Below are 26,392 nucleotides of genomic sequence, written 5' to 3' on the forward strand. Positions count from 1 at the left end.
TAATACTATCCTCAACCATGAATCGTCGCCAATTTGTAAAACAAGGCAGTATGCTATCTGCGGCTGCATTTGTCCCTTTTATCTCCCAAGCCGTTAACAAAGAAAATCCGGTGCTACTCATTACGTCGGGCTGGCAGGATGTCAATATCGGCGATATTGCCCACACGCCTGGTCTGATCGGATTATTGCAAAAACGGCTTCCCAAGGCCAAAATCATCCTTTGGAAAAAGAGCAAAAGTGAGAAAGTGGAAACCATGCTCAATACCTATTACCCGAATGTTCAAATCATTCATGGCGCGGTGGATAAGAGCTTCGTTCCGCAAACCGACGAAGTAAAAAAGGCGTTTCAGGAAGCCGATTTCTTTATCCATGGTTCGGGGCCGTCGGTCGTGGCGGCTGATTATGTAGAATCTTGGCACAAACAAACGCAGAAGCCTTTTGGGATTTTCGGCGTTACAACCCAAAATATTTCGCCTTCGTTAAAAGACCTGCTGCAACACGCATCGTTTATTTTTACCCGCGAAACGGCCTCCATTCAAAAGCTGAAAGAGGCCGGATTGGAAGGGAAACACATCGCCTTTGCTCCCGATGCTACCTTTGTGCTAGAAATTCATGACGATGCCAAAGCCGACCGATTTATCAAAGAGAACAAGCTTGAACACCGCAAGTTCATCTGCGTCATTCCTCGACTGCGGGTTACGCCTTACTACAAAATCAGGGCCAATAATGCTGGCTACAGCGACGAACGCATCAAAGAAATCGAAACGCTGAACGATAAATGGAAAGAGATTGACCACGCCAAAGTGCGCGAAGCGATGGTGGCATGGGTGCGCAAAACGGGCAATACAATCGTTGTTTGTCCCGAAATGACGTATCAGGTGGATATTATTGATGAATTGCTGGTCAATCCGTTGCCCGATGATGTCAAACTATTTGTCGTCAAGCATGGCTATTGGCTTCCCGACGAAGCTGCTTCGCTCTACGCTCATGCCCATACAGTGCTGAGTTACGAATGTCATTCGCCCATCATTGCCATCACCAACGGTACACCCGCTTTTTACCTGCGTCAGCCCGAAGATACCATCAAGGGCCAAATGTACTACGACCTCGGGTTTAAGGATTGGACGTTTGAGATCAACGAAACCACTGGCAAACAAATCGCCGACCGGCTTATGCAGGTCAATGACAATTACAAAGAAGCACTCAAAAATGTGAAGCAATCGCTGGTTAAAGTAAACAAACAATATGACGAAGCCTTTGCGATTATTAAGCAAAAAGTATAGGGTATAGAGGTAGAAAGTGAGGCCGCAAATAGAAAGTAGAAAGGCTGTTTTCCGCGCTTTTCTGACTACCTAAAACCTCACTTTCATGAACCCGCATTTTTATCCTCTCGCTATCTTTTTGGTGTCCATTACGGTGCTGCTTTTTACAATCATCCGCCTGAAAATCAATCCATTTGTGTCATTGTTGGGGGTGGGGTTGCTCACGGGAGTAGCCATCGGAATGCCGCTTGATGAGGTAACGAAGCAAATCTCAACGGGTTTTGGACAAACCCTTGGCAGCATCGGGATTGTGATTGGGTTAGGAATTGTGCTCGGCAACCTGCTTGCGGAGGCGCGGGCCACTGAGCAAATTGCGACGCTTTTGTTGCGGGCGGTAGGTAAAAAAAATGCGCTGCTGGCCGTTAATCTTACGGGTTATCTGATTTGTATTCCTGTATTTCTCAACGCCGTATTTATCATTTATATGCCCATTTTGCGGGACATTTCCCGTAAAACTACTCTGCCGTTAATTTCTTTGGTGACGGCGTTGCTGATTGGCGGTTTTGCCACGCATTGTTTGGTAATGCCTACGCCAGGGCCATTGGCCGTGATGGGCACGCTGAATCTACCCTCGGGGCAGTTTATCGGTTGGTCGCTGTTGGTGGCGTTGCCTCCAGCATTGCTAGGGTTAGTGGCAGCCAAGTACCTGATTAAAATGCCCCACATGCAAATTGCCGAGCCTACTGGTACTGCGGAGGCCGTGCTGGAAGATGACCGTAAAAAACCTTCGGGGGGTCTTTCATTGTTGCTGCTTCTCTTTCCGATTCTATTGATTTTGTTTGGTAGTGTCGTGTCCGAAATGATGCCCAAAGGTACCGCTAGCCGTCAGATAATTGCTTTTTTGGGGGATAAAAACGTGGCGATGTTGTTGGGTGTGATACTTGCAGGGGTATTGTTACGCCCTTATTTTCGGAAAACCTTTGAAGAACTCATCAGCGAAAGTGGCGCTTCGGCGGGCTTATTGACGCTGATTGTGGGTGCGGGTGGCTCGTTTGGGGCCATTATCAACGGGTCGGGCATTGCAACCGCGCTCGTCGGGTGGTTGTCTTCCATGAACATGTCGCTGTTGATGTTGGGCTTTGTATTGACGGCTATTTTGCGTGCGGCCCAAGGCTCGGCTACGGTAGCGGCCGTAACTACCTCCTCCATTGTGGCACCCATGATTGCCGTGGCGGGCGCCAATCCCATTACGGTCGGGTTGGCAATTTGCTGCGGAAGCATGTGTTGCTCGTTTCCGAATGACTCAGGTTTTTGGGTCATTTCCCGCTTTTCGGGCATGACCGTAGGACAAACTCTGCGGGCATGGACACTTGTAAGTACGCTGAGTGGATTTGTTGGCATGGGTCTTACCCTATTGATTGACCTAACGTGGTAATCGTGGATGTAGTGCCTGCTTTTGGGGCTTTCTGGGCCTGTTTTTAATCTGAAAACGCAATTTAGACCCGAATCAAAAGTAGATTTTAGGGGTAAAATGGTTTGTTAAAAGTAAATAATGAATACAGCGATTGTTTTCATTTCAGCACGTTTAACCTCCTTTTACAACCTGAATGATTCACATTAACCCCACCCTTACGCCCACTGATTTGTTGGCCAAATTGCAGCGATTCTGGGCGCTTTCGGCCCAAAAAATCCGTTTGATTGAAGAAAATTATGACGTTGCCAACGGCTCTCCTGTTTTTACCGTAAAAGGCCAATACACCACTCGTGGTTGGACCGAATGGACGCAGGGCTTTCAGTTTGGCTCCGCCATTTTACAGTTCGATGCCACGGGCGAAACGGATTTTCTAGAATACGGGCGTAAAAATACCCTCACTGTGATGGCCCCGCACGTGAGCCACATCGGCGTACACGACCACGGATTCAACAACGTCAGCACCTACGGGAATTTGCTGCGACTGATGCACGAAGGCAAGATTGAGTTCAATGAGTGGGAGAAAAATTTCTATGAATTGGCCCTCAAAATCTCAGGCGCGGTACAGGCAAGTCGCTGGACTTCAATCAAAAACCGTGACGGTGGAGTGGGCGGTTTTATCCATTCTTTCAACGGCGCTCATTCGTTGTTTGTCGATACCATTCGCTCGTGTAGGGCGTTGGTGGTGAGTCACCAACTAGGGCATGTTTTTCAGGGAGAAGGAGACGTAAAAATCAATCTGCTCGAACGTGCTTTGCTGCACATCAAAGCTACCGCCGACTTCTCGGTATTCTACGGCGAAGGCCGCGATTCATACGATTTGTGGGGCCGTACTGCCCACGAGAGTGTTTTCAATGTGAAAGATGGTAACTTCCGTTGTCCGAATTCGCAACAGGGCTACACTGGTTTTAGTACTTGGACGCGCGGTTTGGCCTGGGCCATGTGCGGTTTTCCTGAGCAACTCGAAGCCTTGGAAAGTATTTCTGATGCTGAATTAGTGCCTTTTGGCGGGCGCGAAGCCGTCGAGGCTATGATGCTCAAAGCCGCCCGCGCTACCTGCGATTTTTACATCGAACATACACCCACCAACGGCATTCCGTATTGGGATACAGGCGCGCCCAATCTCCATAAATTGGGAGATTATTTAAACCGACCTGCCGACCCGTTCAACGACCACGAGCCCGTCGACAGCTCCGCCGCCGCCATTGGTGCGCAGGGATTGTTACGTTTGGGCAACTATTTGATTTCCAAAGGGGATGCGGAGTCAGGGAAGACGTATTGGCAGGCAGGTTTGACGGTTTTGAACTCATTGCTCGAAGAGCCTTACTTAAGTACCGACCCCCATCATCAGGGCTTGTTACTGCATTCCATTTATCACCAACCCAATGGCTGGGATTATGTACCTGAAGGTAGTAAGATAGCCTACGGGGAATCAAGCATGTGGGGTGATTATCACATTCGGGAGGCCGCGCTGTATGTGCAGCGGATGATTAATAACGAGCCTTATTACGCATTTTTGAATTGTGTAAAATAAATATTAGTGGGTAGGTTGAGTTTGGACCGCAGGTCTGGCTTGTAAAAGAAATGAACCCTACGTTTTTCAAAACCGAATAACAGATAATAATTAACGGTTAACGAAACCTCCATGTCTACCAAATTCAAACCAAAATATACCCGAGTGGCGCAACTCAAAACGGCGTCTGACTTGAAAAAGTACTTGGAAACGGCTGAAGTTGATTTGTCTTTTGACGAAACCTTACTGCCGCCCGCAGAAAGCCCATTCAATACCGCCATTCCGTTAAAATCAGGCAAAACCATCGGAAATAGTCTTTGTATTTTACCGATGGAAGGTTGGGACGGAACCTTGGACGGAAAACCTACCGAATTTACCAAAAATCGTTGGGTAAAGTTTGCCGTCAGCGGCGCCAAGTTGCTGTTTGGCTGCGAAGCGGTGGCCGTTTGCCACGAAGGCAAAGCCAACCCCAATCAGCTGGTGATGAGTGAAGACAATTTTGAGGAATATGTCAACCTACGCCAATTGATTTTGGATAAACATACAGAGAAATTCGGCACTGCTGACGATTTGGTCATTGGCCTGCAATTGACCCATTCAGGGCGGTTTTGCAAGCCCAACAGTCACAAAAAATTTGAATCGAAAATTCTGTATTCGCATCCTTTTCTCAACCAAAAGTTTGGCATGGATGCCGATTATCCCGTCCTGACCGACGAAGAAATTGATGAAATCATAGAAAAATACGTCAAAGCCGCCGTGTTGGCGCAGAAAGCAGGTTTTGATTTTGTAGACATCAAGCATTGCCACGGCTATTTGGGTCATGAATTTTTGAGTGCGGTAGACCGACCTGGCAAATACGGCGGTAGTTTTGAAAACCGTACACGCTACTTGCGCAACATCGTAGCGGGCATTCAACAAGCTGCGCCGGGCTTGGAAATGGGTATTCGGGTGAGTGCATTTGACTTTTTACCGTTTAAAAAAGGCCCCAACGAACAGGGCGAGCCCGAAAAAGCCGAAACCTATCCGTACGCTTTCGGCGGCCGGGAAGATGGTTTGGGGGTTGATTTAGAAGAGCCAAAAGCCTTTTTAGAGTTGGCGAAAAGTCTTGGTATTCAGATGATTTGTATCACAGGGGGCAGCCCTTATTACAATCCGCATTTGATGCGCCCTGCTCTCTTCCCACCCTCTGACGGCTACCAGCCACCGGAAGAGCCGTTTGCGGGCGTAAAAAGACAAATTGATGTAACGGCCCAGCTTAAAAAGGCTTTTCCTGAGTTGGTTATTATTGGTTCGGGCTACTCGTATTTGCAAGAATGGCTACCCAACGTGGCCCAATACGTACTGCGCAACGGCATGGCCGATAGCGTAGGCTTTGGGCGTATGGTGTTGTCGTACCCCACCATGCCCGACGACATGGCCAATGGCCGCCCCATGACGCGTAACCTCATTTGCCGTACGTTTTCAGATTGTACCACTGCGCCAAGAAACGGCATCATTTCTGGCTGTTATCCTTTGGATCCGTTCTATAAAAAACGCCCTGAGGCCGAAGAGTTGAAGGCGATCAAAGAGAGTTTGTAAACCATTATCATCAACGTCGGCAAGGTTCAAAACCTTGCCGACGTTCTTTCTATGAAAAAAGTAGCATTTATCACTGGCGGAAGTCGCGGAATCGGTTTGGGAATCGCCGAACATTTAGCAAAAAAAGGCTTTGATTTGGCCATCAACGGTATGCGCGATGAAACTTCTGTTGAGGAAGCATTAACCCATTTACGCAGTTTAGGTTCAGAAGTGATTTATTGTCAGGGCGACATTGCATCGGCAGAAGCAAGAACAGCGATGTTAGAGAAAATCAAATTGCATTTTGGGCGTTTGAATGTGTTGGTCAACAACGCTGGCGTAGCCCCTAAAGTACGCGCTGATATTTTGGAAGCCACCGAAGAAAGCTTTGACTATGTAGTTAATACCAATTTGAAAGGTACTTACTTTCTGACCCAAGCCACGGCCAACTGGATGATTCAGCAAAAAGCCGAAAAGACGGATTTTGAAGGCTGTATCATTACCATCTCCTCCATTTCGGCAACGGTGGCTTCTGTCAATCGCGGCGAATACTGCGTGGCCAAAGCGGGACTGAGCATGACCACGCAGTTGTTTGCGGCGCGTTTGGGCGAATTTGGAATCCCGGTCTACGAAGTGCGCCCAGGCGTTATCAAAACCGACATGACAGCGGGAGTTACCGATAAGTATGACAAGCTCATTGCCGATGGCCTCACCGTGCAACCGCGTTGGGGCTACCCCGACGACATCGGGAAAGCCGTAGCCGTCATTGCTGAAGGCGCGTTCCCATATTCGACGGGGCAGGTGTTTATGGTAGATGGAGGACTGACGCTCGCACGGTTGTAACCTCGGCAGTTTGTTTGCACTACCTGATAGGGCAGAAAGACCGTTTGACTGAAAGGTTTGGCTAGTTGTAATAAAAGCAGGGGAAATTGGGTGTTAAAACCGATTTTTGACCTCAAAAACAAGTATGTATGCTTCTTGGAGTTCTTACTAGGGTTAGAAGTAATTCAAACCCTTGACAAATGAAACATATCCCCTTTTCACGACGGAAATTTCTAAAAACGGCAGCCTTAGGTACGGCGGCGGTAGGGATTCCGACCATTATTCCTGCCCATGCATTTGGGGCCAATGACCGCGTGCGCGTGGCGGTAATTGGTGTAAACGGTCGCGGTAAAGACCATATTTCTGGGTTCTCAAAACTAGCCAATGTAGAAGTAGCTACCCTTTGCGATGTTGACAACGTTGTACTTCAAGAGCGCGCGGCCGACTTTGAAAAGAACTATAAAAAGAAAGTAAAGACGGAACAAGATTTACGGAAAGTCTACGAAGATAAAGACATTGATGCCGTGAGTATTGCCACGCCCAACCATTGGCACGCGTTGGCGGCTATTTGGGCGTGTCAGGCGGGAAAGGATGTCTACGTAGAAAAACCCGCTTGTCATAATATTTATGAAGGTCGCAAACTGGTCGAAGCCGCTACTAAATACAACCGTATTGTACAGCACGGCGTGCAGTTGCGCAGCTCGGTGGCCATTCAGGAGGCCATTAAACACCTGCGCGACGGCCTCATTGGAAACGTTTACATGGCCCGCGCCTTGATATTCAAATGGCGGCCCGATATTGGCAATCAGGGACCATCGGCAGTACCTGCGGGCCTGAACTGGGACTTATGGCAGGGACCAGCGCAAGCCCGTGAGTTCTCTAAAAACTACGTACATTACAACTGGCACTGGTTTTGGGAATATGGCAACGGCGACATCGGCAACCAAGGTATCCACGAAACTGACCTCGCCATGTGGGGGCTCAACGTAGGGTTGCCCGAAGAGATTACTTCTACCGGCGGTAAATTCCTTTGGAACGACTGCAAAGAAACCCCCGAGACGCTCACCTCGAGTTATATTTATCCCAAACAGAAAAAAATCATCGAAGTGGAAGTGCGCCCTTGGATGACCAATAAGGAAGACGGCGTGGAAGTAGGAAATCTTTTCTACGGCGACAAAGGCTACATGGTTATCAATGGCTACAACGACTATAAAACCTATCTTGGCAGGGAACGGACTCCTGGCCCAGCCCGAAAAGAGGGCGGCGACCATTACAAAAACTTTGTGGATGCAGTGCGGGCGCAGGACAAAAAACTCCTGAACGGCCCCGTAGAAACGGCCCACATGGCGGCATCGCTGGCGCATTTGGGCAACATCTCGTATCGACTGGGACGCACGCTCAAGTTTGATCCCGAAAAAGAAACATTCATTGGCGATAAGCAAGCCAATGCCATGCTCACCCGCAAATACCGCGCACCGTTTGTTGTACCTGATAAAGTATAAATCTTCTCAACCACAGAGGAATGGAGAACTACAGAGAGACTTTTTTTAACTCTGTGTTTCTTTGTTTCTCTGTGGTTTAATTTTTTGCGCTTAAAAATAATTTTTATGACCAAATCTTCCGATTTTAAACTTCTTCTTCAAGTGCCCGTTTTGGTAGCCGCCTTGGGCTATTTGGTAGATATGTACGATTTGTTTTTGTTTAGTGTGGTGCGCGTGCCCAGCCTCAAAGCCATTGGCGTAACGGGTGACCAACTCTTGCCAGAAGGCGTTTTTTTACTCAATATGCAGTTGGCTGGATTGTTGATTGGTGGCGTGCTATGGGGGATTTTGGGGGATAAAAAAGGCCGACTTTCCGTGCTTTTTGGTTCTATTTTACTCTATTCTTTAGCCAATATCGCCAACGGACTCATCACCAGCGTGCCTCAATACGCGGTTTTGCGATTCATTGCGGGCGTGGGTTTAGCGGGAGAATTAGGCGCAGGAATCACGCTGGTGGCCGAGGTGTTGCCCAAGCATTTGCGCGGGTATGGTTCGGTGCTGGTAGCAACGATGGGTGTTTTGGGTGGTGTACTGGCCTATTTTGTTGCTGATTTGTTCGAATGGCGCATGTCATACTACGTAGGTGGGGGGTTAGGGCTTTTATTGTTGGTGTTGCGGGTCAACGTATTTGAATCGGGCTTATTTGTTAATCTCCGAAATAAAGATGTGAAGCGCGGCAATATCGGAATGCTCTTTACTCCGCAACGCTTGAAGAAATATTTATTGGCAATTGTCGTCGGGGTGCCGTTGTGGTTTGTGGTGGGCATTTTGATTACTTTTTCGCCCGAATTCGGGATAAGTCACGGCTTAGCAGACCCCATCATAGCGGGCAAAGCCGTTATGCTGGCTTTCACGGGGCAAACATTCGGCGATATTGTGAGCGGCTTTTTGAGTCAGCGCCTACAAAGTCGGAAAAAAGCCATTCGCATTTTTCTGTTGATGTCATTCTCGTTCATGATTATTTACCTGATGGCCCCCATCCAAAACACGACCCAATTTTACATCCTTTGCGCCTGTTTGGGGTTTTGCAATGGCTATTGGACGTTGTTTATTATTCTGGCCGCCGAACTTTTCGGAACCAATCTTCGGGCTACGGTGGCTACTTCTGTGCCCAACTTCGTACGTGGCGCGACCATTCCGCTGGCGGCGTCTTTTGTATACCTCAAACCTTCTTTGGGGGTAATAAATGGGGCGCTATTGATTGGAACGGTGGTGGTGGTTATTTCGTTGATTTGCCTTCAGTCGTTAGAAGAAACTTTTACTAAAGATATGAACTACGTGGAGGAGTAGATAGACGTTTGTCTAACCTCTTTATTTGTAACAATTAACCTGATTTTTATGAAAAAGCATTTGATTTATTTGTGTATCCTGACGAGTTTTTTGTCAACGGCCTACGCGCAACGTTTCGGAAAATTGCTAAAGGATACACCTGGGGCGGTTTCGTACACGTTTCGGAATGAATTTAGTAAAGACGTGCCCGGCACCTTGGATAAGGTGAAGGCGATGGGTATTACTAACATTGAATTTTCCAATTTATTTGGTAAAACAGCGGCCGAACTTCGGGCTTTATTGGATGAACGTGGAATGCGGTGCAGTAGCCTCGGCGTAAGCTTTGCCGACTTGACAGATAAGTCAGAAACCGTGGTTCAAAATGCCAAAACGCTGGGTGCTGAATTTGTGCGGATTGGTTCAGTACCGCACAAAGGGCCGATGGATGAAGCATTGGCCAAAAAAACGGTAGAAGATTTCAACCGTTTTGGACAAAAACTCAAAGAAAACGGGCTGACTTTCTGTTACCATAACCACGGGTTTGAGTTTGAGCCTTACGGAAGAGGGACGTATTTTGACTACATCGTTCAGAATACCAATCCTGATGCTGTCTTTTTTGAAATGGATGTGGTATGGATGCACCTGCCCGGTCAGAATCCTGCCGAGATGCTCAAAAAATATCCTAAACGGTTTAAATTAATTCACCTGAAAGACTTGAAAATCGGGGTGCCCAAAAGTACCTCTGGCAGCACACCCAACGAAAACTGTGTGGTGCTCGGTACGGGCCAAATCAATTACCCAGAGATTCTAAAAGCGGCCAAAAAATCGTCTATTAAGTATTTTTACATCGAAGACGAAAACCTAGGTGCCATGCAGCAAGTGCCTCAAAGCATGGCTTATTTGAAGAGCCTTTAGGTAGCTGATTTCCTTTTCGACATAATTTATTACCTTACCGTAGATTTCCATAAAATTTTCGGTAAGGTTTTGTCGTTTTTAGGTAGAACTCAATGGTCTGACCTGTTTTTTTATAGATAGTATTGAATTGATTACAACGTTTTTACGAAAAACTGCGTAAACATCTTTATCGACAAAAGGTTAAGATTAGGCACGAGATTTGAGGTAGGAGGAGTCAAATGGAACCCATGAGAAAAAAGCTGCACATATTTCTTTCATTCCTTGGAGGATGGATGCTGTTGGTGCTGTCTATCGGCACTGCGCACGCACAGCTAGAGCCTTTTAAGGTTTCAGGTAAATTATGTATTCCTGATCAGGAATGCTTGGCTGATTCAACGGTTTTTACAGACACATTGGCCACGTCAACGGCATGGAGCTGGGATTTTGGGGATGGAAGCGGCATTATTACTTCCACCAAAAGGAGCATCAAGCACCTTTTTCAGACGCCGGGCATGAAGCTCATTACGCTGACCCGGACGGTAGCGGGCGTACCCGAAACGGTTACCCGAACCGTTAACGTGGGGGTGCCGCCGCCCGCTTTTCCCAATTGGCGTCGTGATACCATGATTTGTAAGGAGGATTTGGGGAAACTTTTCCTAAATCCGTATCCTAACAACGCTCCGAATGGGGTTAAATACATGTGGTTTCCGAAAGGCGATACCACTCAAACCCTTCGCGTTGACAGCTCGGGTTGCTACTCTGTGGAAGTAACCAATGCCGAAGGATGTACGTATGAAGACAAAATTACGGTAAAGGTCTGTTTGGAACAATCCAATCAGGAAGGAGCCAAATGGTATTTCGGAAACAACGCGGGCCTTGATTTTTCGGGCGGCAGTCCGCAACCGCTCACCGATGGTCAAATCAAAACTCCTGAAGGTACTTCTTCCATTTCCAACTCCAAAGGACAATTGCTTTTTTACACGGATGGAGTCAAAATATTTGATAAAAACGGGGCCGTGATGCCTTCCAAAGACACGGCGGCGCTGGCGGGAAGCCCTAATTCGACCCAATCGGCCCTGATTGTACCTAAACCCACCTGCCGAGGCTGTGAATACTTGTATTACGTTTTCACCACCTCCGAAATCAACGGACAGAAAAAGTTTAGTTATAGTTTGGTAGATATGCGCCGCAATGGCGGCAAAGGCGAAGTGGTAGAAACCAATAACCTTTTGAATGATAATACCACCGAGCGGATTGCTTCGGTCAGAAACGACCGCGACTCTACGTACTGGATTGTGTCGCACGATTATGATAGTAATGTTTTTCGGGTATATCACGCCACGAAAGCAGGTTTGGAAGGCCCGTTCCAGTATGCCTTAGGTGCCGTTCAGGATACGGTTTCCAAAGGAGAAGGCTACATGAAATTTTCTCCCGCCGATAGTACTGGAATGCGCCGGTTGGCGGTGGTGGTGCCGGGCCCTCCCCGCAACCTTGTCGAAATTTACAATTTTAGCGATTCATCGGGGCGGCTGTCTGGACCGCAAACGATTGATTTGGGGCCCGCTCCGCCCAAGGCTTACGGGGTAGAGTTTTCTCCCGATGGCACGAAAATGTACGTGTCGTTGCAAAAAGGCGATGCCCCTGGCGACACCACCCTTTCCCGATTATGGCAGTACGACATCAGTTTGGGCGATTCGGCGCGGATTGCCGACTCCAAAATATTGATTGACAGTTCGGCCACGCAAGTGTACGGAGCGCTTCAGGTAGGGTCGGACGGCAGAATCTATCTGGCCATCAAAGACAGCCGATATTTAGGGGTTATCAACGAACCCGACGAAGACTCGCAGGACGAAGTAAGATTTGTGAAAGATGGTATATTTTTGGGTGGAAGCACAAGTCAGTTAGGATTGCCCAATTTTGTCCAAAACTTTACCAACGAATCCTCTGGGCCGGGTTTTACCTATTCGGACACCTGTTCCAACCAAGCCACCAACTTTCAGGCTTCCCCTCTCTGCGACCCTATCAAAGACAGTTACACGTGGAATTTTGGCGATGGGTCTGCTCCCGTAACGGGGCAAAATCAACAGGTGCAACATACCTACAAAATGCCCGGTACGTACACTGTCAGTTTACGATTGGTAAACAGATGTAAAGATACCACCATCACCCAGCGCATCACCATCATTGCCACGCCAGACCCTATCAATCTAAAATCACCCATTGATACCTGTACCAATCGACTGGTGCTGGATGCGGGCGTGGAGGCCGAGGCGTATTTCTGGCGTAGAAATAGGGTCCCACTGGCTCAAACGAAAACCATTACATTACAGCCCAATGGTGGTTCGGGCAGCTATGAAGTATTTGCCGCAAACGGTATTGAATCACAGTGTTTTTCACGGGGTGCTACACAGGTTACCCTTCGCAGACCGCCAGCCTATTCGCTCGGTCCTGATACGAGTTTGTGCGTGGGTGGTGGAAATGTAGTGCTGAACGCCAAGCCAACTCCTACCAATTGGAATAAATTTCAATGGAGTACGGGCGAGACCACACAATTGATTACGGTAACCCAACCGGGTACTTATTCGGTACAAGTAACCATCAATACAGGGACTCCCCAAGCCTGCGTCAATGAAGATACAATTCAAGTACGGGCTTTACCCAAAGCGCGGATAGCGGCAGTATTAACGCCACCAACGGGTTGTACCACTACCGATGGACAAATCCAACTAGGGGTTTCACCGCCGAGTGGCAGTTATACTTTTGAGTGGTTTGGCCCCAACAATACTATGTTGAGCGCCACGGGCAACACCCTTCCTAATGTAGGCGAAGGAACGTACCGAGTCATGCTACGCGGAAATCCCGCTGTATGTGCCACCGATTCTTCATTTGGGCTGAGAGCGGTCAGGACATTGCGATTGCAACCGACCATCGTCAACGCGCGCTGCACGTTGCCTTCTTCGGGAGCTATCAATCTCAATACCGTTGCGGGAACTCCCCAAACCTACGTCTGGACCAACGCCATGGGGGCGGGGCTGGGAACCAACGCCGCCTTGCTCGCCAATTTATTGCCGGGTACGTACAACGTGAAAGTAACAGACGCCGGCGGCTGTGATACCACTTTGCGGGATATTACGGTCGGAATTACGCCTGATAAATTCCTGAGTTTGGGCCCCGACCGTAAAAAGTGCATCGGCGATACGGCGTTGTTGATACCGTCGTTACCGCTTATTCCTGGCAACCAGTACCGATGGAGTACGGGCGAAACCACTGAGCGTATCAGCGTGACGCGGGGAGGAACGTATACATTGACGGTAACAAATACCGTAACGGGTTGTACCGACAACGACGATTTTACGTATTCACTGGCCCCGCGCCCTACGTATGACTTGACCAAAGAAGTGCCGCTCTGTGATCTTGACGATGGGGCAATGGCTACGCTGGCCGTGCGCGGTGGTGCTTCCAATCTGAGTTATTTTTGGTTCCATTCCGAAGAACGCACCCCGCGTGTTATGGTTAGTCTCGTCGGAAACTACCGCGTTCGCATCAGTAATCCTGAAGGTTGTGAGCTTTTTGATACGGCCCGCGTAGTAGTTCGTTGCGAGCCGCGTATTTACATCCCGGATGTGTTTACACCCAACGGCGACGGCAACAATGATGTATTGAACGTGTTTGGCGACCACTTGACTGATTTTGAATTGAAGATTTTCAATCGGTGGGGCGAGGTGATTTTTTATACCAACGACATCAACCAAAAATGGGATGGTAGCTATCGGGGCAGTGTGTATCCGCCGATGAGTTATCCGTACGTGGTTTCTTTCAAATCCAAATTCTTCCCCGACCGGCCGCGTGAAAACCAACGCGGAGCGGTGCTGCTTGTGCGATAATATCTATTTCACGCAGAGCCGCGAAGGCGCAGAGTTTTTTTTTCTTTGCTCCTTGGCGACTTTGCGTGAATAAGAAATCATTGTGTCACGCAGAGCCGCAAAATCAGAGACCGTTAAGAAACATTTTTCTTGTTTTTCATACGTATGTGCTTTTTGCATGAACAAAAACCTTGCTCATGTACGAAAACGAAATCCCCCAAATCGTCGTAAACTCCTGCTTCAAAATACACCCAAAACAGCTACAAACCTACTTGAAATTGACTGGCCTAAAACTCGGTCTCTTAATAAATTTTAACGTACCTTTGATAAAAGACGGAATTCAAAGAATTGTTAATCGTTTATAAATCACACCACGCAAAGTGACGGGTTTTGTTTTCCGTCTTTGTCGGACCGTCGCCTGCTGGACCGTCGCAACGGCGAACCGTACCTCAGCCACTCTGCGTGAATACGTATTATGCGTCAAGATTACTTAACAGGAACTACCGACCCGCTTTCCCCGATGGAAAAGGAGATAGACCGGGCATTGCGTCCGCTCTCTTTCAGCGATTTTGCGGGGCAGGATAAGATACTGGAAAACATTCGGGTCTTTGTACTCGCCGCCAAGCAGCGCGGCGAAGCCCTCGACCACGTGCTATTGCACGGCCCTCCGGGGTTAGGAAAAACCACCCTTTCCAACATTATTTCCAATGAGCTAGGCGCCAGCCTAAAGACATCCTCTGGGCCAGTGTTGGACAAGCCCAGCGATTTGGCGGGATTACTCACCAACTTGCAGCCTAACGATGTATTGTTTATCGACGAAATCCACCGTCTTAACCCCGTTGTAGAAGAATATCTTTACTCGGCAATGGAGGATTACAAGATTGACATTATGCTCGACTCGGGGCCCAATGCGCGCAGTATTCAGATCAGCCTCAATCCTTTTACGTTGATTGGGGCCACGACCCGCGCGGGCTTGCTCACCTCACCGCTTCGGGCGCGTTTCGGGATTAATTGTCGATTGGAATACTACGATGCCAAGTTGTTGACGTCGATTGTAAAACGCTCTTCGGGAATCTTGGGGGCACCTATTGACGACGAAGGGGCCTACGAAATAGCCCGTCGTAGTCGTGGCACCCCGCGTATCGCCAACAACCTCCTGCGCCGCACGCGCGATTTTGCGCAGGTCAAAGGAAGTGGACGAATTACGGTCGAGATTGCAGAGATTGCCCTGAAAGCCCTCGATGTAGACCAGCATGGCCTAGACGAAATGGACATTCGTATCCTTACCACCATCATTGAGAAATTCAAAGGCGGCCCTGTGGGGCTCTCTACCATCGCCACCGCTTGCGGCGACGAAGCCGAAACCATTGAGGAGGTGTATGAGCCGTTTTTGATTCAGGAAGGATTCATTAAACGTACTTCTAGGGGGCGTGAAGCTACCGAAAAAGCCTACCGCCACTTGGGAATCGTCCCTAAATTTCGGACGGGAGATTTATTTCCAGAGTAATCAGTAGGCCAATAAAAACACCTTTTAAACAGGTCTGTTTCAACCCAATTGAGGGTAGAGGCAGACCTGTTTGTATATATAAAAATTACTAATTAATAAGCAAAATATACCATTTGTACAAAATGACAGCAGTAGATGGGACTTGTACTTTGAGGGAGCTTATTGGATAAAAGTGCGGTCTTAGCTTCCGTAATGACGTTTCAGACGCCATATTTTACATTTCATCCTGATTAGATTTCTATGTTTTGAGAATATACCGCAATTTTGCAGCGCATATTTTATAAAAACAGCCTCACTCAGCCATGAACAATCTCTCATCACTTTTAAGTCCTGCCGTATCTCCTGATTATTTGGAGTTAGTAAATCTGAAACGCTCTTTCTTTATTCGTACCGAAGATGTGATTTTTATCCAAGCGGATGTGAATTACGTCCGGATTGTCACCAAAACTGGGAAAGTTTTTGTACAGGCCAAAACCCTTAAAAGCTACGAACAACTGCTCAAAAAGACGAGTTTTGTACGTACGCACAAGTCGTATTTGGTCAATTTTCATCATTTTGCGGGTTATCAAATTACCGAGGGCGGTACGTTCATTCAATTGCTTGACGGAAAGAAAGTGCCAGTTTCGAAAAGACGTCGGCAATACGTGCAAACTTCTGTTTCACAAAAGCAAAACGGAGTAAACTAGGTTTATCACCTTATAAGGGCATTTTATCATTTTACGTAAAGCGTTTTTTTGACAAAGATTTGGCAGTTGCCAGAAAAATTACGACCTTTGCGCCTCATTCTGAAATTAAATCAATCGTCATGGCCAGAGTTTGTGAAATTACGGGCAAAAGAACACGAGTTGGTAATAACGTATCGCACGCTAACAATAGAACCAAGCGTAAGTTTTATCCAAACTTGCAGACAAAGAAGTTTTTCGTACCTTCTTTGAACGAGTGGGTAGAAATTAAATTGGCTACTTCAGCAATTCGCACGATCAATAAAAAAGGTATCGAAGCTGTTTTGAAAGAAGTTGGAGCGTTGTAATTAAACCGACAACCAATCTTTTGCAAAAGACATTAACCCCGCTGCAGCGGGGTTTTTTGTTGTTATAGCTTCCCAAAAGTTTTAAGTAGTCGAGCAAAAGTATTCCGTGTAGAGTACGGGCGGCCGTTGCTCACAAACCAACCCTTGATTGAAGCCAAACCTACTATTACAAACATAAAAGTTGAGGAAGTTCAGGAGATTGAATGCTTGACAGAATAAAAGCTGACAAAGCCAAACCCTAGCGCCAGCATAGCATGAAGTACGACCATTTGGTAAGAATGCCAATAAAACCCAAGACCTACCGCTGCCGCGAAGTAAACCGCCATTAGAAGTTCAGCAATTGTGAGCCAGTTAAGGCTTTTGACAAGGTAGTTTTTGCGTTGCCAGCCATCTTTTGGCTGCACAATTCCCCATTTTGGTGTACGAATAAAAGGGGTTTTTTTGCCGAAGTAGCCTTCCAGAGCGGCAATGGCATTGTGCAGTGATAGCCCCATAATGACGGTTAAAAAAAAGGGTAATTGCCACACAAACTGCCCGAAGGTCTTGTGACGGTAATGCGTGGTGCCGTAAAAGCCCAAGAGCATCAAGAAACTAAGTTGAAATATTCTAAAAATACTAAACAGATAATCGTATTTGGGTTCAAAAGCCGTAATCGCCAAAATGGGGACACTCAGCAGAGCCATGACAAAGACCGCCAAAAAAACACCGCTGTTGAGCAGGTGAAACGCCGCATAAACTTTCGTCGAAAACTTTACGGTAGTGCTTTGTAATACTTTTTTGAGGTTTTTGCGGGCGCATTCGGCCGCGCCTTTCATCCAGCGGTATTGCTGAGATTTGAGGGCGGGCATGGTGGCAGGAAGTTCGGCAGGTGTTTCTACGTTTTCGAGGTAGACAAATTGCCAACCACGCAATTGGGCGCGGTAACTTAAATCAAGGTCTTCGGTGAGGGTTTGGGCCGACCAACCGCCAGCATCCAGAATACAGCTTTTGCGCCATACGCCCGCCGTTCCGTTAAAATTGATGAAATGCCCAGCCGCATTGCGTCCTCCTTGCTCCACAATAAAATGCCCGTCTAGCCCGAATGCCTGCAATTGAGTGATGAGCGAATACGATTCATTGAGGTGCACCCAGCGCGTTTGGACTACTCCAACGGGCGCGTTTTCAAAATGCGGAATGGTGGTTGTCAGGAAATCAGGATGGGGAATAAAGTCGGCGTCAAAAATAGCGATGAATTCGCCCTTGGCTGCGGTAAGCCCGTATGCCAACGCGCCTGCCTTGAAACCGTCACGGTTGCTGCGTCGAATGTGCTGAATATCAAATCCTTGGGTCTGATAGAGACGTACTTTTTGGGCAATTATGGAGACGGTGTCGTCGGTGGAGTCATCCAAAACTTGAATTTCGAGACGGTTTTTGGGATACTCAAAAAGACAGACCGCGTCGATGAGTCGTTCTACTACGTATAGTTCATTGTAGATGGGAAGCTGAACGGTAACCAGCGGAAATTCGAAGGATAAAGGTGTGATGTTGGATGCTGGATTTCTGTTTTCTATTCTCTTCTTTTTCCAATAATTCCATACCAGACTCAATTGCGCACAGCTGTACGAAAATAAAATGAGCGTAGGAACCAAGTATAGTATGATAACAATAACTTCCATAAAATCTAACCACTAACCACGCGTCGGTTTCCCCGACTAAAACGGAAGTTTAACGCCCGTTTGAATCATATTGGTACTGCATTTGGCCACTATTTTGCCCTCTAAATTACTGATTCTGGCTTCGCAATGAATCACGTTTTTGCCCGCACGAACCACATGCGCGTGTGCAGTTAGAACATCGCCGATGCGGGCTGCGTTCAAAAAATCACAATTAAGGTTGACCGAAGTGTAGCCGTACTCGCGGCCCAGTCCAAATACCATCATGCCTACGAGGTCGTCCATGATGGCCGCCGCTGCGCCGCCGTGAAGCGTGCCGAGGGGATTGGTCATGTCTTGTCGTACGGTTACTTCAACGGTCATGGTGCCGTGTTGAACGTCTTTTAGGGTGGCATTGAGCCAACGCCCTAGTGGCGAGGGGCTTTGAATTAAACTATTGCCTATCTGTGAACGAAAAAAGTCTAAACGTGGATTGGTTTCGGTGCTCATTTGTTTCTTGATTTTCAGAGAATTGGGGCGCAAATATAGGCATTAGACCTGAGATAAATACCCCACATATTTACTGGCCAAAAGGGCGCGGTCAAAATTTTCTTTTGCGTAGCGATAGCCGTTTAGGCCGTGTTGACTGACCAAGTCAGGATTTGCCAGATACATACGGATTTTCTGGGCAAAATCAACGTGATTTTCGGGTTCGACGTACACACCTGCTTGTGCTTCTTCCACCAATTGGCGTGAAACCCCGTCGATTGCCATCAAAATTGGCTTTTTGCACGCCATATAATCAAACGTCTTGTTGGAATAAACGGTTTTGAAGGTATCCACTTTTTTGAGCACCGACGCCCCCGCATCGGAGGCCAAAATGTAATTAAATACTTCCTTTTTGGGTACAGAATTGATAAAACGGACATTAGAAAGTTGTCGTCGTTGGGCTTCGACCATCAGGTCTTTTTTCATCATACCGTCGCCGATGAGCAAGAACAAAACGTTGGTGTCTTTGAGCAACTCGGCCGTATCCAACACTTGTACCAAATGATTGGCTACGCCGTGTGCCCCTACGTAGGTCACGACAAACTTTCCCGTTAAGTCGTGCTCTTTTCTGAACTGGGCAACGTCGAATGAAGTCAATAATTCATCCGAAAGAGAAAAGTCGGCGGCGTTTGGGATGAAGATAATTTTGGAAGAAGGAACTCCTTTTTTTGCTAGTAATTTTTCCCGAAAAGCAGGTGTCAATACGTTGATTAATTTGGCTTTACGGTAGACGAATTTCTCAAACCAATAGGCAAATTTGATTAAAATACCGCTCGTAAGCACCCCCGTATCAATGGCCGATTCGGGCCAAAGGTCACGGATTTCAAATACGAAAGGTGTGCGTTTCAATACCGAAAGCACGTAGGCCGTAATACCCACAAAGAGGGGAGGAGATGTAACGACAATGACATCATAGTTGCCTTTGGCGTACCAGATACCGCCCCAAATGCTCGAAAAAGTAAAGGAGAAATAGGCCCAAAGACGACCGAAAAAACTCTTGTTGTAGGACTCGGATACGTGGCAACGAATAACCTGCACCCTGTCTTGATTGGTTTCGGGAAGAAAGTATTTGCGGTGGTATTTGGCAGGACGATGCCCCATGTAATGCACCATGCCTGCCAGCACGGTTACTTGATGCCCCTCCGACTGCCAAAAGCGGCTCATTTCGTTCCAGCGCGACCCGCCGCCGTCGTTGTCTTCCAAAAAATATTGATGTATCAGTAAAATTTTCATTGGTGACGCGAAGATAATCAGCCCGGTAGGTTTTTGGCTATCAATTTTAATACATTTGCATTTCTCAACCCTTTTTTAGCCTCTTATGTCGACCCAACCGACTTTTGCACCTAAAACTGTACAGGAAATCAGGCCTTCTCGTCGAGGCCCATTGTTGGATACTGGCTCTCATATTGCGGTGGTGGGAGCGGGTGCTTTTGGCGGCTGGACGGCTCTCTGGCTGCTTTGGTCGGGTTTTCGCGTTACGTTGATTGATGCTTGGGGCCCGGGGAACTCGCGCGCCAGTTCGGGCGATGAAACACGCGTTATCCGCTCTACTTACGGCGCCAACGAAACCTATTTTAACCTCAACGTGCGGGCGATTTCGCTTTGGCGTGAACAGCAGCAACGTTGGAATAAGTCGTTGTTTTTTAATTCGGGGGTACTTTGGTTTTGCTACAATGATGCGCCCGAAATGATTGAGGCAACGCAACCTTTTATGAAAAAACACGGGATGGAATACGTGTATTTTACGCCCCAAGAAGCCGCAAAACGTTATCCTCATATTAATACTAATGACCTGAATCACTTGGTTTTAGACCCGTATGGCGGGTATCTCAAAGCACGCGAAAGTTGTCAGGCGGTCAATGAGGTTTTTGTACGGGGGGGAGGAACGTACCTCAATAAATTGGCAAAACCTAATCCGTTGGCCAATGGGCGACTCGAATCATTAACCCTTTCTGATGGAACTGAGTTGAAAGCCGATGCCTACCTTTTTGCGTGCGGACCGTGGTTGGGAAAATTGTTTCCCGAAATTTTAGGTAAAATCGTTACCTGTACCAAGCAAGAAGCCTATTACTTGGGCGTTCCAGCGGGCTATACCCATCTGTTTGATTCTATGCCCGCGTGGATTGATTTGGACGGCGAAGATTTTTATTATGGCATTCCAGGCAATGCGTACCGAGGATTCAAGATAGGGGTGGATAAACGGGGCGAAACATTTGACCCAACTTCTGGAGAACGAATTTTTAATGAAAATGTATTGGCAAAAGCGCGGTCATTCATGGCCCATCGCTTTCCAGCTTTAGAAAACGCGCCGTTGGTCGAGAGCCGCGTTTGTCCCTACGAAAATTCGCCTGATGGCAATTTTATCTTGGACACGCACCCCGACGCCGACAATTGCTGGTTTTTGGGCGGCGGTTCGGGGCACGGATTCAAGCATGGGCCCGCATTGGGTGAATTGGCCGCCGAAGTTATCAGCGGCAAACGCGATTTGGAAGAATTATTCAGAATGAGGTAAAAAAACAATGAACGAACATCATAAATGGATGCGTCGGGCCATTGAAGTGGCACGCGCGGGAATGGAAAGCGATAAGGGTGGGCCTTTTGGGGCGGTGATTGTCCGCAATGGAGAATTGGTGGCCGAAGGCTGCAATCAGGTTACGTCTACCAACGACCCGACCGCCCACGCCGAAGTCACGGCGATTCGGGTGGCGTGTCAGAAAGTAGGAGATTTTAAGTTAGACGATTGTATTATTTATACCTCTTGTGAGCCGTGCCCCATGTGTTTGGGGGCCATCTATTGGGCGGGCATTAAGAAAATTTACTACGCTTGCACCAAAGAAGATGCCGCCGACGCTCATTTCAACGACGCGTTTATTTATCAAGAATTGGATACGCCCAAATCAGAGCGGCAACTTCCGCTAGAATGCTGCCTACGCGAAGAAGCCCTGAAAGTGTTTGAGGCTTGGCGAGTTAAGCAGGATAAAATTGCGTACTGATGATTTTTTCACGCAGCGTCGCTAAGGAGCAGTGCTTTTCCTGACACGTCTTTGCTCCTCTGCGACGCTGCGTGAGAAACTCCGCTAAAAATTAAGCGGGTCGAGATTTTTGAAGTGACCGTTGAGCTTGATGCGCTCTTTGGTTTTTTCCATTTCAGCCATGACAGGGATGACCTTATTGAGGTGGCGCAGCAAAAAACGTTGGCGCTCAGTTTCGGAATCAATCGTTAATACCTGATATTCTTCCTCCTGCGAAAGCCCCACTTTGTGCGCTACCTGATACGAAAAAGGAGAGATAGCACTGTCAAAATCAACCTGTGTTTGGAGAATGGTATACAGACGGTCGAGTTGCAATAAAAGCTCGGAAATCACCCCTTCCGATGATTCGGTCTCTTCCACAAACGTAACTTTACCGCCCGAATAAAGTTTATTGGGAACGGGATTTTGAAACGTCAACACGCGAAATGCCCGTATTCCTTTGGTTTTGATGTCCATTCGCCCGTCGTCGTAGCGTTTAGACACGTTCACAATTTTCATTTCGGTGCCGTAGCCGGGCAGTTTATTATTGATAAAGGCGGGAATCCCAAACGTTGTTCGGTTGTCGATGCACTCATTAATCAATTGCTGATAACGAGGTTCAAAAATATGCAAATTGAGGTTTTCGGTAGGATATGCTACCAGATTTAAAGGAAAAAAAGGGAGAAAACTTTCCATACGTGTAAGTCCTCAGCAGTGAGGAGCGAATAACGAGCAACCAAAGGCGTGAGGTTGCTTTTGATTACTTCGGATTAATAACTTCTTTTTCAACGCTTACGCCCATGCTCAGAATTTCGGGGAGCGGATCCTGACGCATGTATTGGCGGATTTTGAACGTATATTTTCCTTTGCGCGGAAAACGGTAGCTTTTGAGGGCCAGTACTTTATGGTCAAATAAGTCTCCCAATCCATCGCCCAAAGGTTTACCGCTTTTTTCGTCCATCAAAATTAATTCATTCAACGCTTCGTTGACGATTTTGTTTTTGTCGTTGAGCAAAAAACGCTTTACATAAAGGTTATAGTAGGGGTACGCAATGCTGTTGCGCACGAGATAATACACGTTGTAGGTTTGTGTCGTATCGGTGATTTCAAAGGTAAACGCAGGCTCGTTTTTGACGTACCATTTCCCGTCTTCGATGTCTTCGTGGTCTTTATAGACCGAATTAGAATCACAGCTTCCGGCAAGGAGAAACAGGGAGAAAAGCAATAAATACGCAGACGTTTTTGCGGCAAGGCGGCGAAACAAATCCATAGTGTCGGGTACTGGTTAAAAAATTATCCTAAAATCTTAATTTTTCGGCGAATCTTCAAAGGTATGGAATCGCGCTCTACGACCAAAATTCCCAAAAAGTATACTAAACATAACGCTAGATGGTAAGCAAATGATACCCATACGTTGGAGATTGTTATCCACGAAGAAAGATAGACCAATACTGCCGCGCTACCGATGTAGCCCAATGCCGAGCCGAGTTGGTAGGGTACGGGATAATATTTTTCGCCCAGCCAATAACACATGGCACACATGACCACGCTCGAAGCTAAAAAAGCCCAAGCACAACCCATGTAACCCATGGTCGGAATCAGCAGGATATTGAGCACTACGGTCAGAATTGCGCCTACAGTGGTAATCAACGTACCGAATTGAGTCTTATCGGTGAGCTTGAACCAAAAGGCCAAATTGTAATAAACGCCCAAAAACAGGTTGGCCAACAACAAAATCGGAACCACAGAAAGGCCCACGCGGTAGGCTTTGGACAACATATAATGCCCGATAATATCCACGTTCAGACTGACGCCTACCCACAGCACCACGCACACAATCACAAACCATTTCATGACCAAAGCCAACAAATGAGGGGCATTTTTGTCTTCGGCCTGCGAGAAAAAGAACGGGTCGGCGGCGTATTTGAAGGATTGAACGGCCAACGACATAAAAACCGATAATTTATAACAACTGCCATAAATACCGAGGGCATCTTCTGACGTTAGATTTGGGTAAAAACCCGCAGGAAGTAAATGACGTAAAAACCAACGGTCGGCCATTTGATTGACGGTACCTGCCAAGCCCAAAATCAGGATAGGATACGCATAGACCCACATTTCGTTGAAAAGTGGCCCTTTCCAAGTGATTTTAAAACCTTTAAATGTATCGCGAAGTAAAAACAGAAAACAAGCGTTGGCAATCAAATTGGCGATAAAAATATAACCCGGTCCGATTTCAGGACGGTACAAAAACGCCCCCAACGACTGCAATGATGGTAGGTATTTCCCCAACGAAATGTCCCGACAAATCAGTAGAAAAAAGACATTGAGCAAGACGTTGATGATGATATTTATAATCTTAATTTTAACGAATTGTTTGGCCTTTTTCTCCAAACGTAAACGTGCAAACGGAATTGCAACAATGGCATCAATGGCCACGATGAGCGCTAAATAAATAATGTTGCTTGACTCGCCGGGATAATCAAGCGCCTCACTTATTTGCGGAGCCAACACAATCAAAGCGCCCGAAAAAACAATGCTCACCAACGCAATGGCCGTGAGGGATTGGTTAAAATAATCCTGACGGTGTTGGGGCGAGCGGTTGGCAAAACGAAAAAAGGCCGTTTCCATGCCAAAGGTGTACACCACGTTGAACAGCGCCACCCAACTGTACAATTCGGTATTGGACGACAGCTCTCCGGGGCGAAGGAAAACGTATGTATGCAGCGGCACCAAAAACCAATAAATCACCCTGCCCAGTATACTGCTTACCCCATAAAGCGCCGTTTCGCTGGCTAATTTTTTAAGAACACTCATGCGTTAATAATTCGGTTCAAAAAAGTCGTAAAATCCCTGAGTACGAAGATGTGTTTTCAACGTTTCATCACGCGTCCAATATTTTGCTTTTAAAGCGAGAGTCAAGGCTACAAAGGGCGTATCATCTTCATCGGCATCTTTACAAAGACGGTAAGCCTGCCAATAGAGATTGGTGGAAATAAAATCGTTGCCAACAAAATGAATATTTTGAAGAATATTATCTAACAGCTCATATACTTCGGCTTCTGAAATGTGGGATTTTTGAAGAATGGTTTCTTTGTGCTCAAACAGCTCTACAAACAGATATTTCGGCGCGTAAAATTTATATTGATGATTAGCGAGAATGAGTCTTGTTTTTCGATTGTTTGATATAAGTGCGGCAAACAGGATATTAGCATCCACAACAATATTGTCCATGCTATTTCAGAAGTTCACTTTTGTGTTTGGCCCACCATTCCTTTTTAATGGTTTTGCCTAATTCTGAAATAGAATCATCAAATTGTGCCCTTTTTATGAGCTCTTCTGTACGCAGATATTCCAATAAATCCATAATTTGCGCGTCATCAAAAGCTTCTTTGTCTAGGGTAATTTTTAAATACCGTTCTGTATTTTCAATCTGTAATGCTCCCATTGGTGCAACTTTTTGAACAAATTTATCGTAATTATTTCAGAAAACACAAACCCCGTCCCTCCAAATGCCAACTCTCTTAGATTTTGTCGGAAATACGCCTCTGGTGGAACTGACACGCATGAATCCCAATCCAAAAGTAAAAATATACGGTAAACTGGAAGGGCATAACCCCGGCGGTAGCGTGAAGGACCGGGCCGCATACAGCATGATTAAAGGAGCGGTAGAGCGCGGTGAAATACAGCCCGGTATGAAGTTAATTGAGGCCACGAGCGGCAATACGGGCATTGCGTTGGCAATGATTGCACGCCTGTATGGTATTGAAATTGAACTGTCTATGCCCAAAAACTCCACGCGTGAGCGTGTGTTGACCATGGAAGCATTTGGTGCTACGGTGACATTGACGGAAACCATCGAATCGGCCCGTGACTATGCCGACGAGAAAGTGGCCGAAGGTGGATACTTGATGCTTAATCAATTTGCCAATCCTGACAATTATCTGGCACACTACCGCACCACTGGGCCCGAAATCTGGCGGGATACCGAGGGGCAAATCACGCATTTTGTGTCGTCGATGGGCACGACGGGCACCATCATGGGTACGTCCATGTATTTGAAAGAGCAAAATCCAAACGTGCAAATTGTGGGCTGCCAACCCACCGACGGCTCAAGTATTCCGGGCATTCGAAAGTGGCCGATCGAGTATTTACCTAAAATTTTTGATCCCTCACGCGTGGACCGAGTGATGGAGGTATCGCAGGCCGAAGCCACACAGCGGGCCCGTGAACTGGCCCGCACGGAGGGTATTTTTTCGGGTATGAGCAGCGGCGGCGCGGCTCACTCGGCCCTTCAGTTGGCGCAGGAGTTGGAAGAGGGCGTCATTGTATTCATCGTCTGCGACCGAGGCGACCGGTACCTGTCCAGTGAATTGTTTGGGTAAAGCAGTCGCGCAGACCGCAGACACCGCAGTCGCGTGGCTCTGCCGCGTGACGACTATTGTCAGGCCTCTGGCCTTTACTATCTGTAC

The 26,392-nt window shown here is 47.2% G+C and carries 24 protein-coding genes; 16 read left to right on the top strand and 8 right to left on the bottom strand.

Annotated elements, in window-relative coordinates:
• Positions 1-17: 17 nt before the first annotated feature.
• From NCI00_RS25855 to rpmB, 13 genes are all read left to right on the top strand, one after another.
• Complete coding sequence (locus NCI00_RS25855) at positions 18-1,283, top strand: polysaccharide pyruvyl transferase family protein (RefSeq protein ID WP_253532480.1); 1,266 nt, start codon at positions 18-20, stop codon at positions 1,281-1,283.
• Positions 1,284-1,368: 85 nt separating this feature from the next.
• Positions 1,369-2,697, top strand: coding sequence for a GntP family permease (locus NCI00_RS25860; protein WP_253532481.1), 1,329 nt, complete (start codon positions 1,369-1,371; stop codon positions 2,695-2,697).
• 172 nt (positions 2,698-2,869) lie between these two features.
• The gene (locus NCI00_RS25865; RefSeq protein ID WP_253532482.1) at positions 2,870-4,267 is read left to right on the top strand and encodes a glycosyl hydrolase; all 1,398 of its coding nucleotides are present in this window, start codon (positions 2,870-2,872) and stop codon (positions 4,265-4,267) included.
• 111 nt (positions 4,268-4,378) lie between these two features.
• A complete protein-coding gene (locus tag NCI00_RS25870) occupies positions 4,379-5,824 on the top strand; it encodes an oxidoreductase (RefSeq protein WP_253532483.1) in 1,446 nt (481 codons plus the stop codon).
• Positions 5,825-5,875: 51 nt separating this feature from the next.
• Positions 5,876-6,646 (top strand): 3-ketoacyl-ACP reductase, encoded by a 771-nt coding sequence (locus tag NCI00_RS25875; protein WP_253532484.1) that lies wholly within the window; start codon positions 5,876-5,878, stop codon positions 6,644-6,646.
• Positions 6,647-6,825: 179 nt separating this feature from the next.
• Positions 6,826-8,127 (top strand): Gfo/Idh/MocA family oxidoreductase, encoded by a 1,302-nt coding sequence (locus tag NCI00_RS25880; protein WP_253532486.1) that lies wholly within the window; start codon positions 6,826-6,828, stop codon positions 8,125-8,127.
• Between the two features lie 105 nt (positions 8,128-8,232).
• Positions 8,233-9,456 carry an MFS transporter gene (locus NCI00_RS25885; RefSeq protein WP_114067440.1) on the top strand — a complete coding sequence of 408 codons (1,224 nt, stop codon included), beginning with the start codon at positions 8,233-8,235 and terminating at the stop codon, positions 9,454-9,456.
• A gap of 48 nt (positions 9,457-9,504) precedes the next feature.
• Positions 9,505-10,350, top strand: a complete 846-nt coding sequence (locus NCI00_RS25890) for a sugar phosphate isomerase/epimerase family protein (protein ID WP_253532488.1) — start codon at positions 9,505-9,507, stop codon at positions 10,348-10,350.
• A 227-nt stretch (positions 10,351-10,577) separates the two neighbouring features.
• A complete protein-coding gene (locus tag NCI00_RS25895; RefSeq protein WP_253532490.1) occupies positions 10,578-14,213 on the top strand; it encodes a PKD domain-containing protein in 3,636 nt (1,211 codons plus the stop codon).
• Between the two features lie 176 nt (positions 14,214-14,389).
• The gene (locus tag NCI00_RS25900; protein ID WP_256498320.1) at positions 14,390-14,557 is read left to right on the top strand and encodes a GxxExxY protein; all 168 of its coding nucleotides are present in this window, start codon (positions 14,390-14,392) and stop codon (positions 14,555-14,557) included.
• Between the two features lie 110 nt (positions 14,558-14,667).
• Positions 14,668-15,699 carry a Holliday junction branch migration DNA helicase RuvB gene (ruvB, locus tag NCI00_RS25905; protein ID WP_114461001.1) on the top strand — a complete coding sequence of 344 codons (1,032 nt, stop codon included), beginning with the start codon at positions 14,668-14,670 and terminating at the stop codon, positions 15,697-15,699.
• Positions 15,700-16,001: 302 nt separating this feature from the next.
• Positions 16,002-16,385: a LytTR family DNA-binding domain-containing protein gene (locus NCI00_RS25910; protein WP_253532492.1), complete on the top strand. Its 384-nt coding sequence runs from the start codon at positions 16,002-16,004 to the stop codon at positions 16,383-16,385.
• A 119-nt stretch (positions 16,386-16,504) separates the two neighbouring features.
• Positions 16,505-16,729 carry a 50S ribosomal protein L28 gene (gene rpmB, locus NCI00_RS25915; RefSeq protein WP_013926610.1) on the top strand — a complete coding sequence of 75 codons (225 nt, stop codon included), beginning with the start codon at positions 16,505-16,507 and terminating at the stop codon, positions 16,727-16,729.
• 191 nt (positions 16,730-16,920) lie between these two features.
• Here the strand turns inward: rpmB and NCI00_RS25920 are convergent, their stop codons facing one another.
• From NCI00_RS25920 to NCI00_RS25930, 3 genes are read right to left on the bottom strand one after another with little or no spacing between them, the layout of a single operon-like run.
• Positions 16,921-18,384, bottom strand: a complete 1,464-nt coding sequence (locus tag NCI00_RS25920; protein ID WP_253532495.1) for a cellulose synthase family protein — start codon at positions 18,382-18,384, stop codon at positions 16,921-16,923.
• 36 nt (positions 18,385-18,420) lie between these two features.
• Positions 18,421-18,870 carry a PaaI family thioesterase gene (locus NCI00_RS25925; RefSeq protein WP_253532496.1) on the bottom strand — a complete coding sequence of 150 codons (450 nt, stop codon included), beginning with the start codon at positions 18,868-18,870 and terminating at the stop codon, positions 18,421-18,423.
• Positions 18,871-18,912: 42 nt separating this feature from the next.
• Positions 18,913-20,142, bottom strand: coding sequence for a glycosyltransferase family 4 protein (locus NCI00_RS25930; RefSeq protein WP_253532497.1), 1,230 nt, complete (start codon positions 20,140-20,142; stop codon positions 18,913-18,915).
• Positions 20,143-20,227: 85 nt separating this feature from the next.
• On the opposite strand from NCI00_RS25930, the gene NCI00_RS25935 reads away from it, so the two are divergent.
• Both NCI00_RS25935 and NCI00_RS25940 read left to right on the top strand, forming a co-directional pair.
• On the top strand, positions 20,228-21,421 hold the full coding sequence (locus tag NCI00_RS25935; RefSeq protein ID WP_253532498.1) for an NAD(P)/FAD-dependent oxidoreductase: 1,194 nt from the start codon (positions 20,228-20,230) through the stop codon (positions 21,419-21,421).
• A gap of 7 nt (positions 21,422-21,428) precedes the next feature.
• Positions 21,429-21,902, top strand: coding sequence for a nucleoside deaminase (locus NCI00_RS25940; RefSeq protein ID WP_253532499.1), 474 nt, complete (start codon positions 21,429-21,431; stop codon positions 21,900-21,902).
• Positions 21,903-21,986: 84 nt separating this feature from the next.
• Here the strand turns inward: NCI00_RS25940 and NCI00_RS25945 are convergent, their stop codons facing one another.
• The 5 genes from NCI00_RS25945 to NCI00_RS25965 all read right to left on the bottom strand — a co-directional run bounded on the left by NCI00_RS25945 (position 21,987) and on the right by NCI00_RS25965 (position 25,368).
• Entirely contained in the window at positions 21,987-22,616 is a 630-nt protein-coding gene (locus NCI00_RS25945; RefSeq protein ID WP_253532500.1) for an LON peptidase substrate-binding domain-containing protein, read from the bottom strand.
• A 64-nt stretch (positions 22,617-22,680) separates the two neighbouring features.
• The gene (locus NCI00_RS25950) at positions 22,681-23,190 is read right to left on the bottom strand and encodes a gliding motility lipoprotein GldH (protein WP_253532501.1); all 510 of its coding nucleotides are present in this window, start codon (positions 23,188-23,190) and stop codon (positions 22,681-22,683) included.
• Positions 23,191-23,213: 23 nt separating this feature from the next.
• A complete protein-coding gene (locus NCI00_RS25955) occupies positions 23,214-24,737 on the bottom strand; it encodes an oligosaccharide flippase family protein (protein ID WP_253532502.1) in 1,524 nt (507 codons plus the stop codon).
• Positions 24,738-24,740: 3 nt separating this feature from the next.
• Positions 24,741-25,154: a PIN domain-containing protein gene (locus tag NCI00_RS25960; RefSeq protein WP_253532503.1), complete on the bottom strand. Its 414-nt coding sequence runs from the start codon at positions 25,152-25,154 to the stop codon at positions 24,741-24,743.
• 1 nt (position 25,155) lies between these two features.
• Positions 25,156-25,368: a hypothetical protein gene (locus NCI00_RS25965; RefSeq protein WP_253532505.1), complete on the bottom strand. Its 213-nt coding sequence runs from the start codon at positions 25,366-25,368 to the stop codon at positions 25,156-25,158.
• Positions 25,369-25,432: 64 nt separating this feature from the next.
• Here NCI00_RS25965 and cysM point away from each other — a divergent pair, with 64 nt between their 5' ends.
• Positions 25,433-26,305: a cysteine synthase CysM gene (gene cysM / locus NCI00_RS25970; protein WP_114460990.1), complete on the top strand. Its 873-nt coding sequence runs from the start codon at positions 25,433-25,435 to the stop codon at positions 26,303-26,305.
• Positions 26,306-26,392 lie beyond the last annotated feature (87 nt).

It is taken from the genome of Runella salmonicolor (assembly GCF_024158025.1).
Taxonomy (GTDB): domain Bacteria; phylum Bacteroidota; class Bacteroidia; order Cytophagales; family Spirosomataceae; genus Runella; species Runella salmonicolor.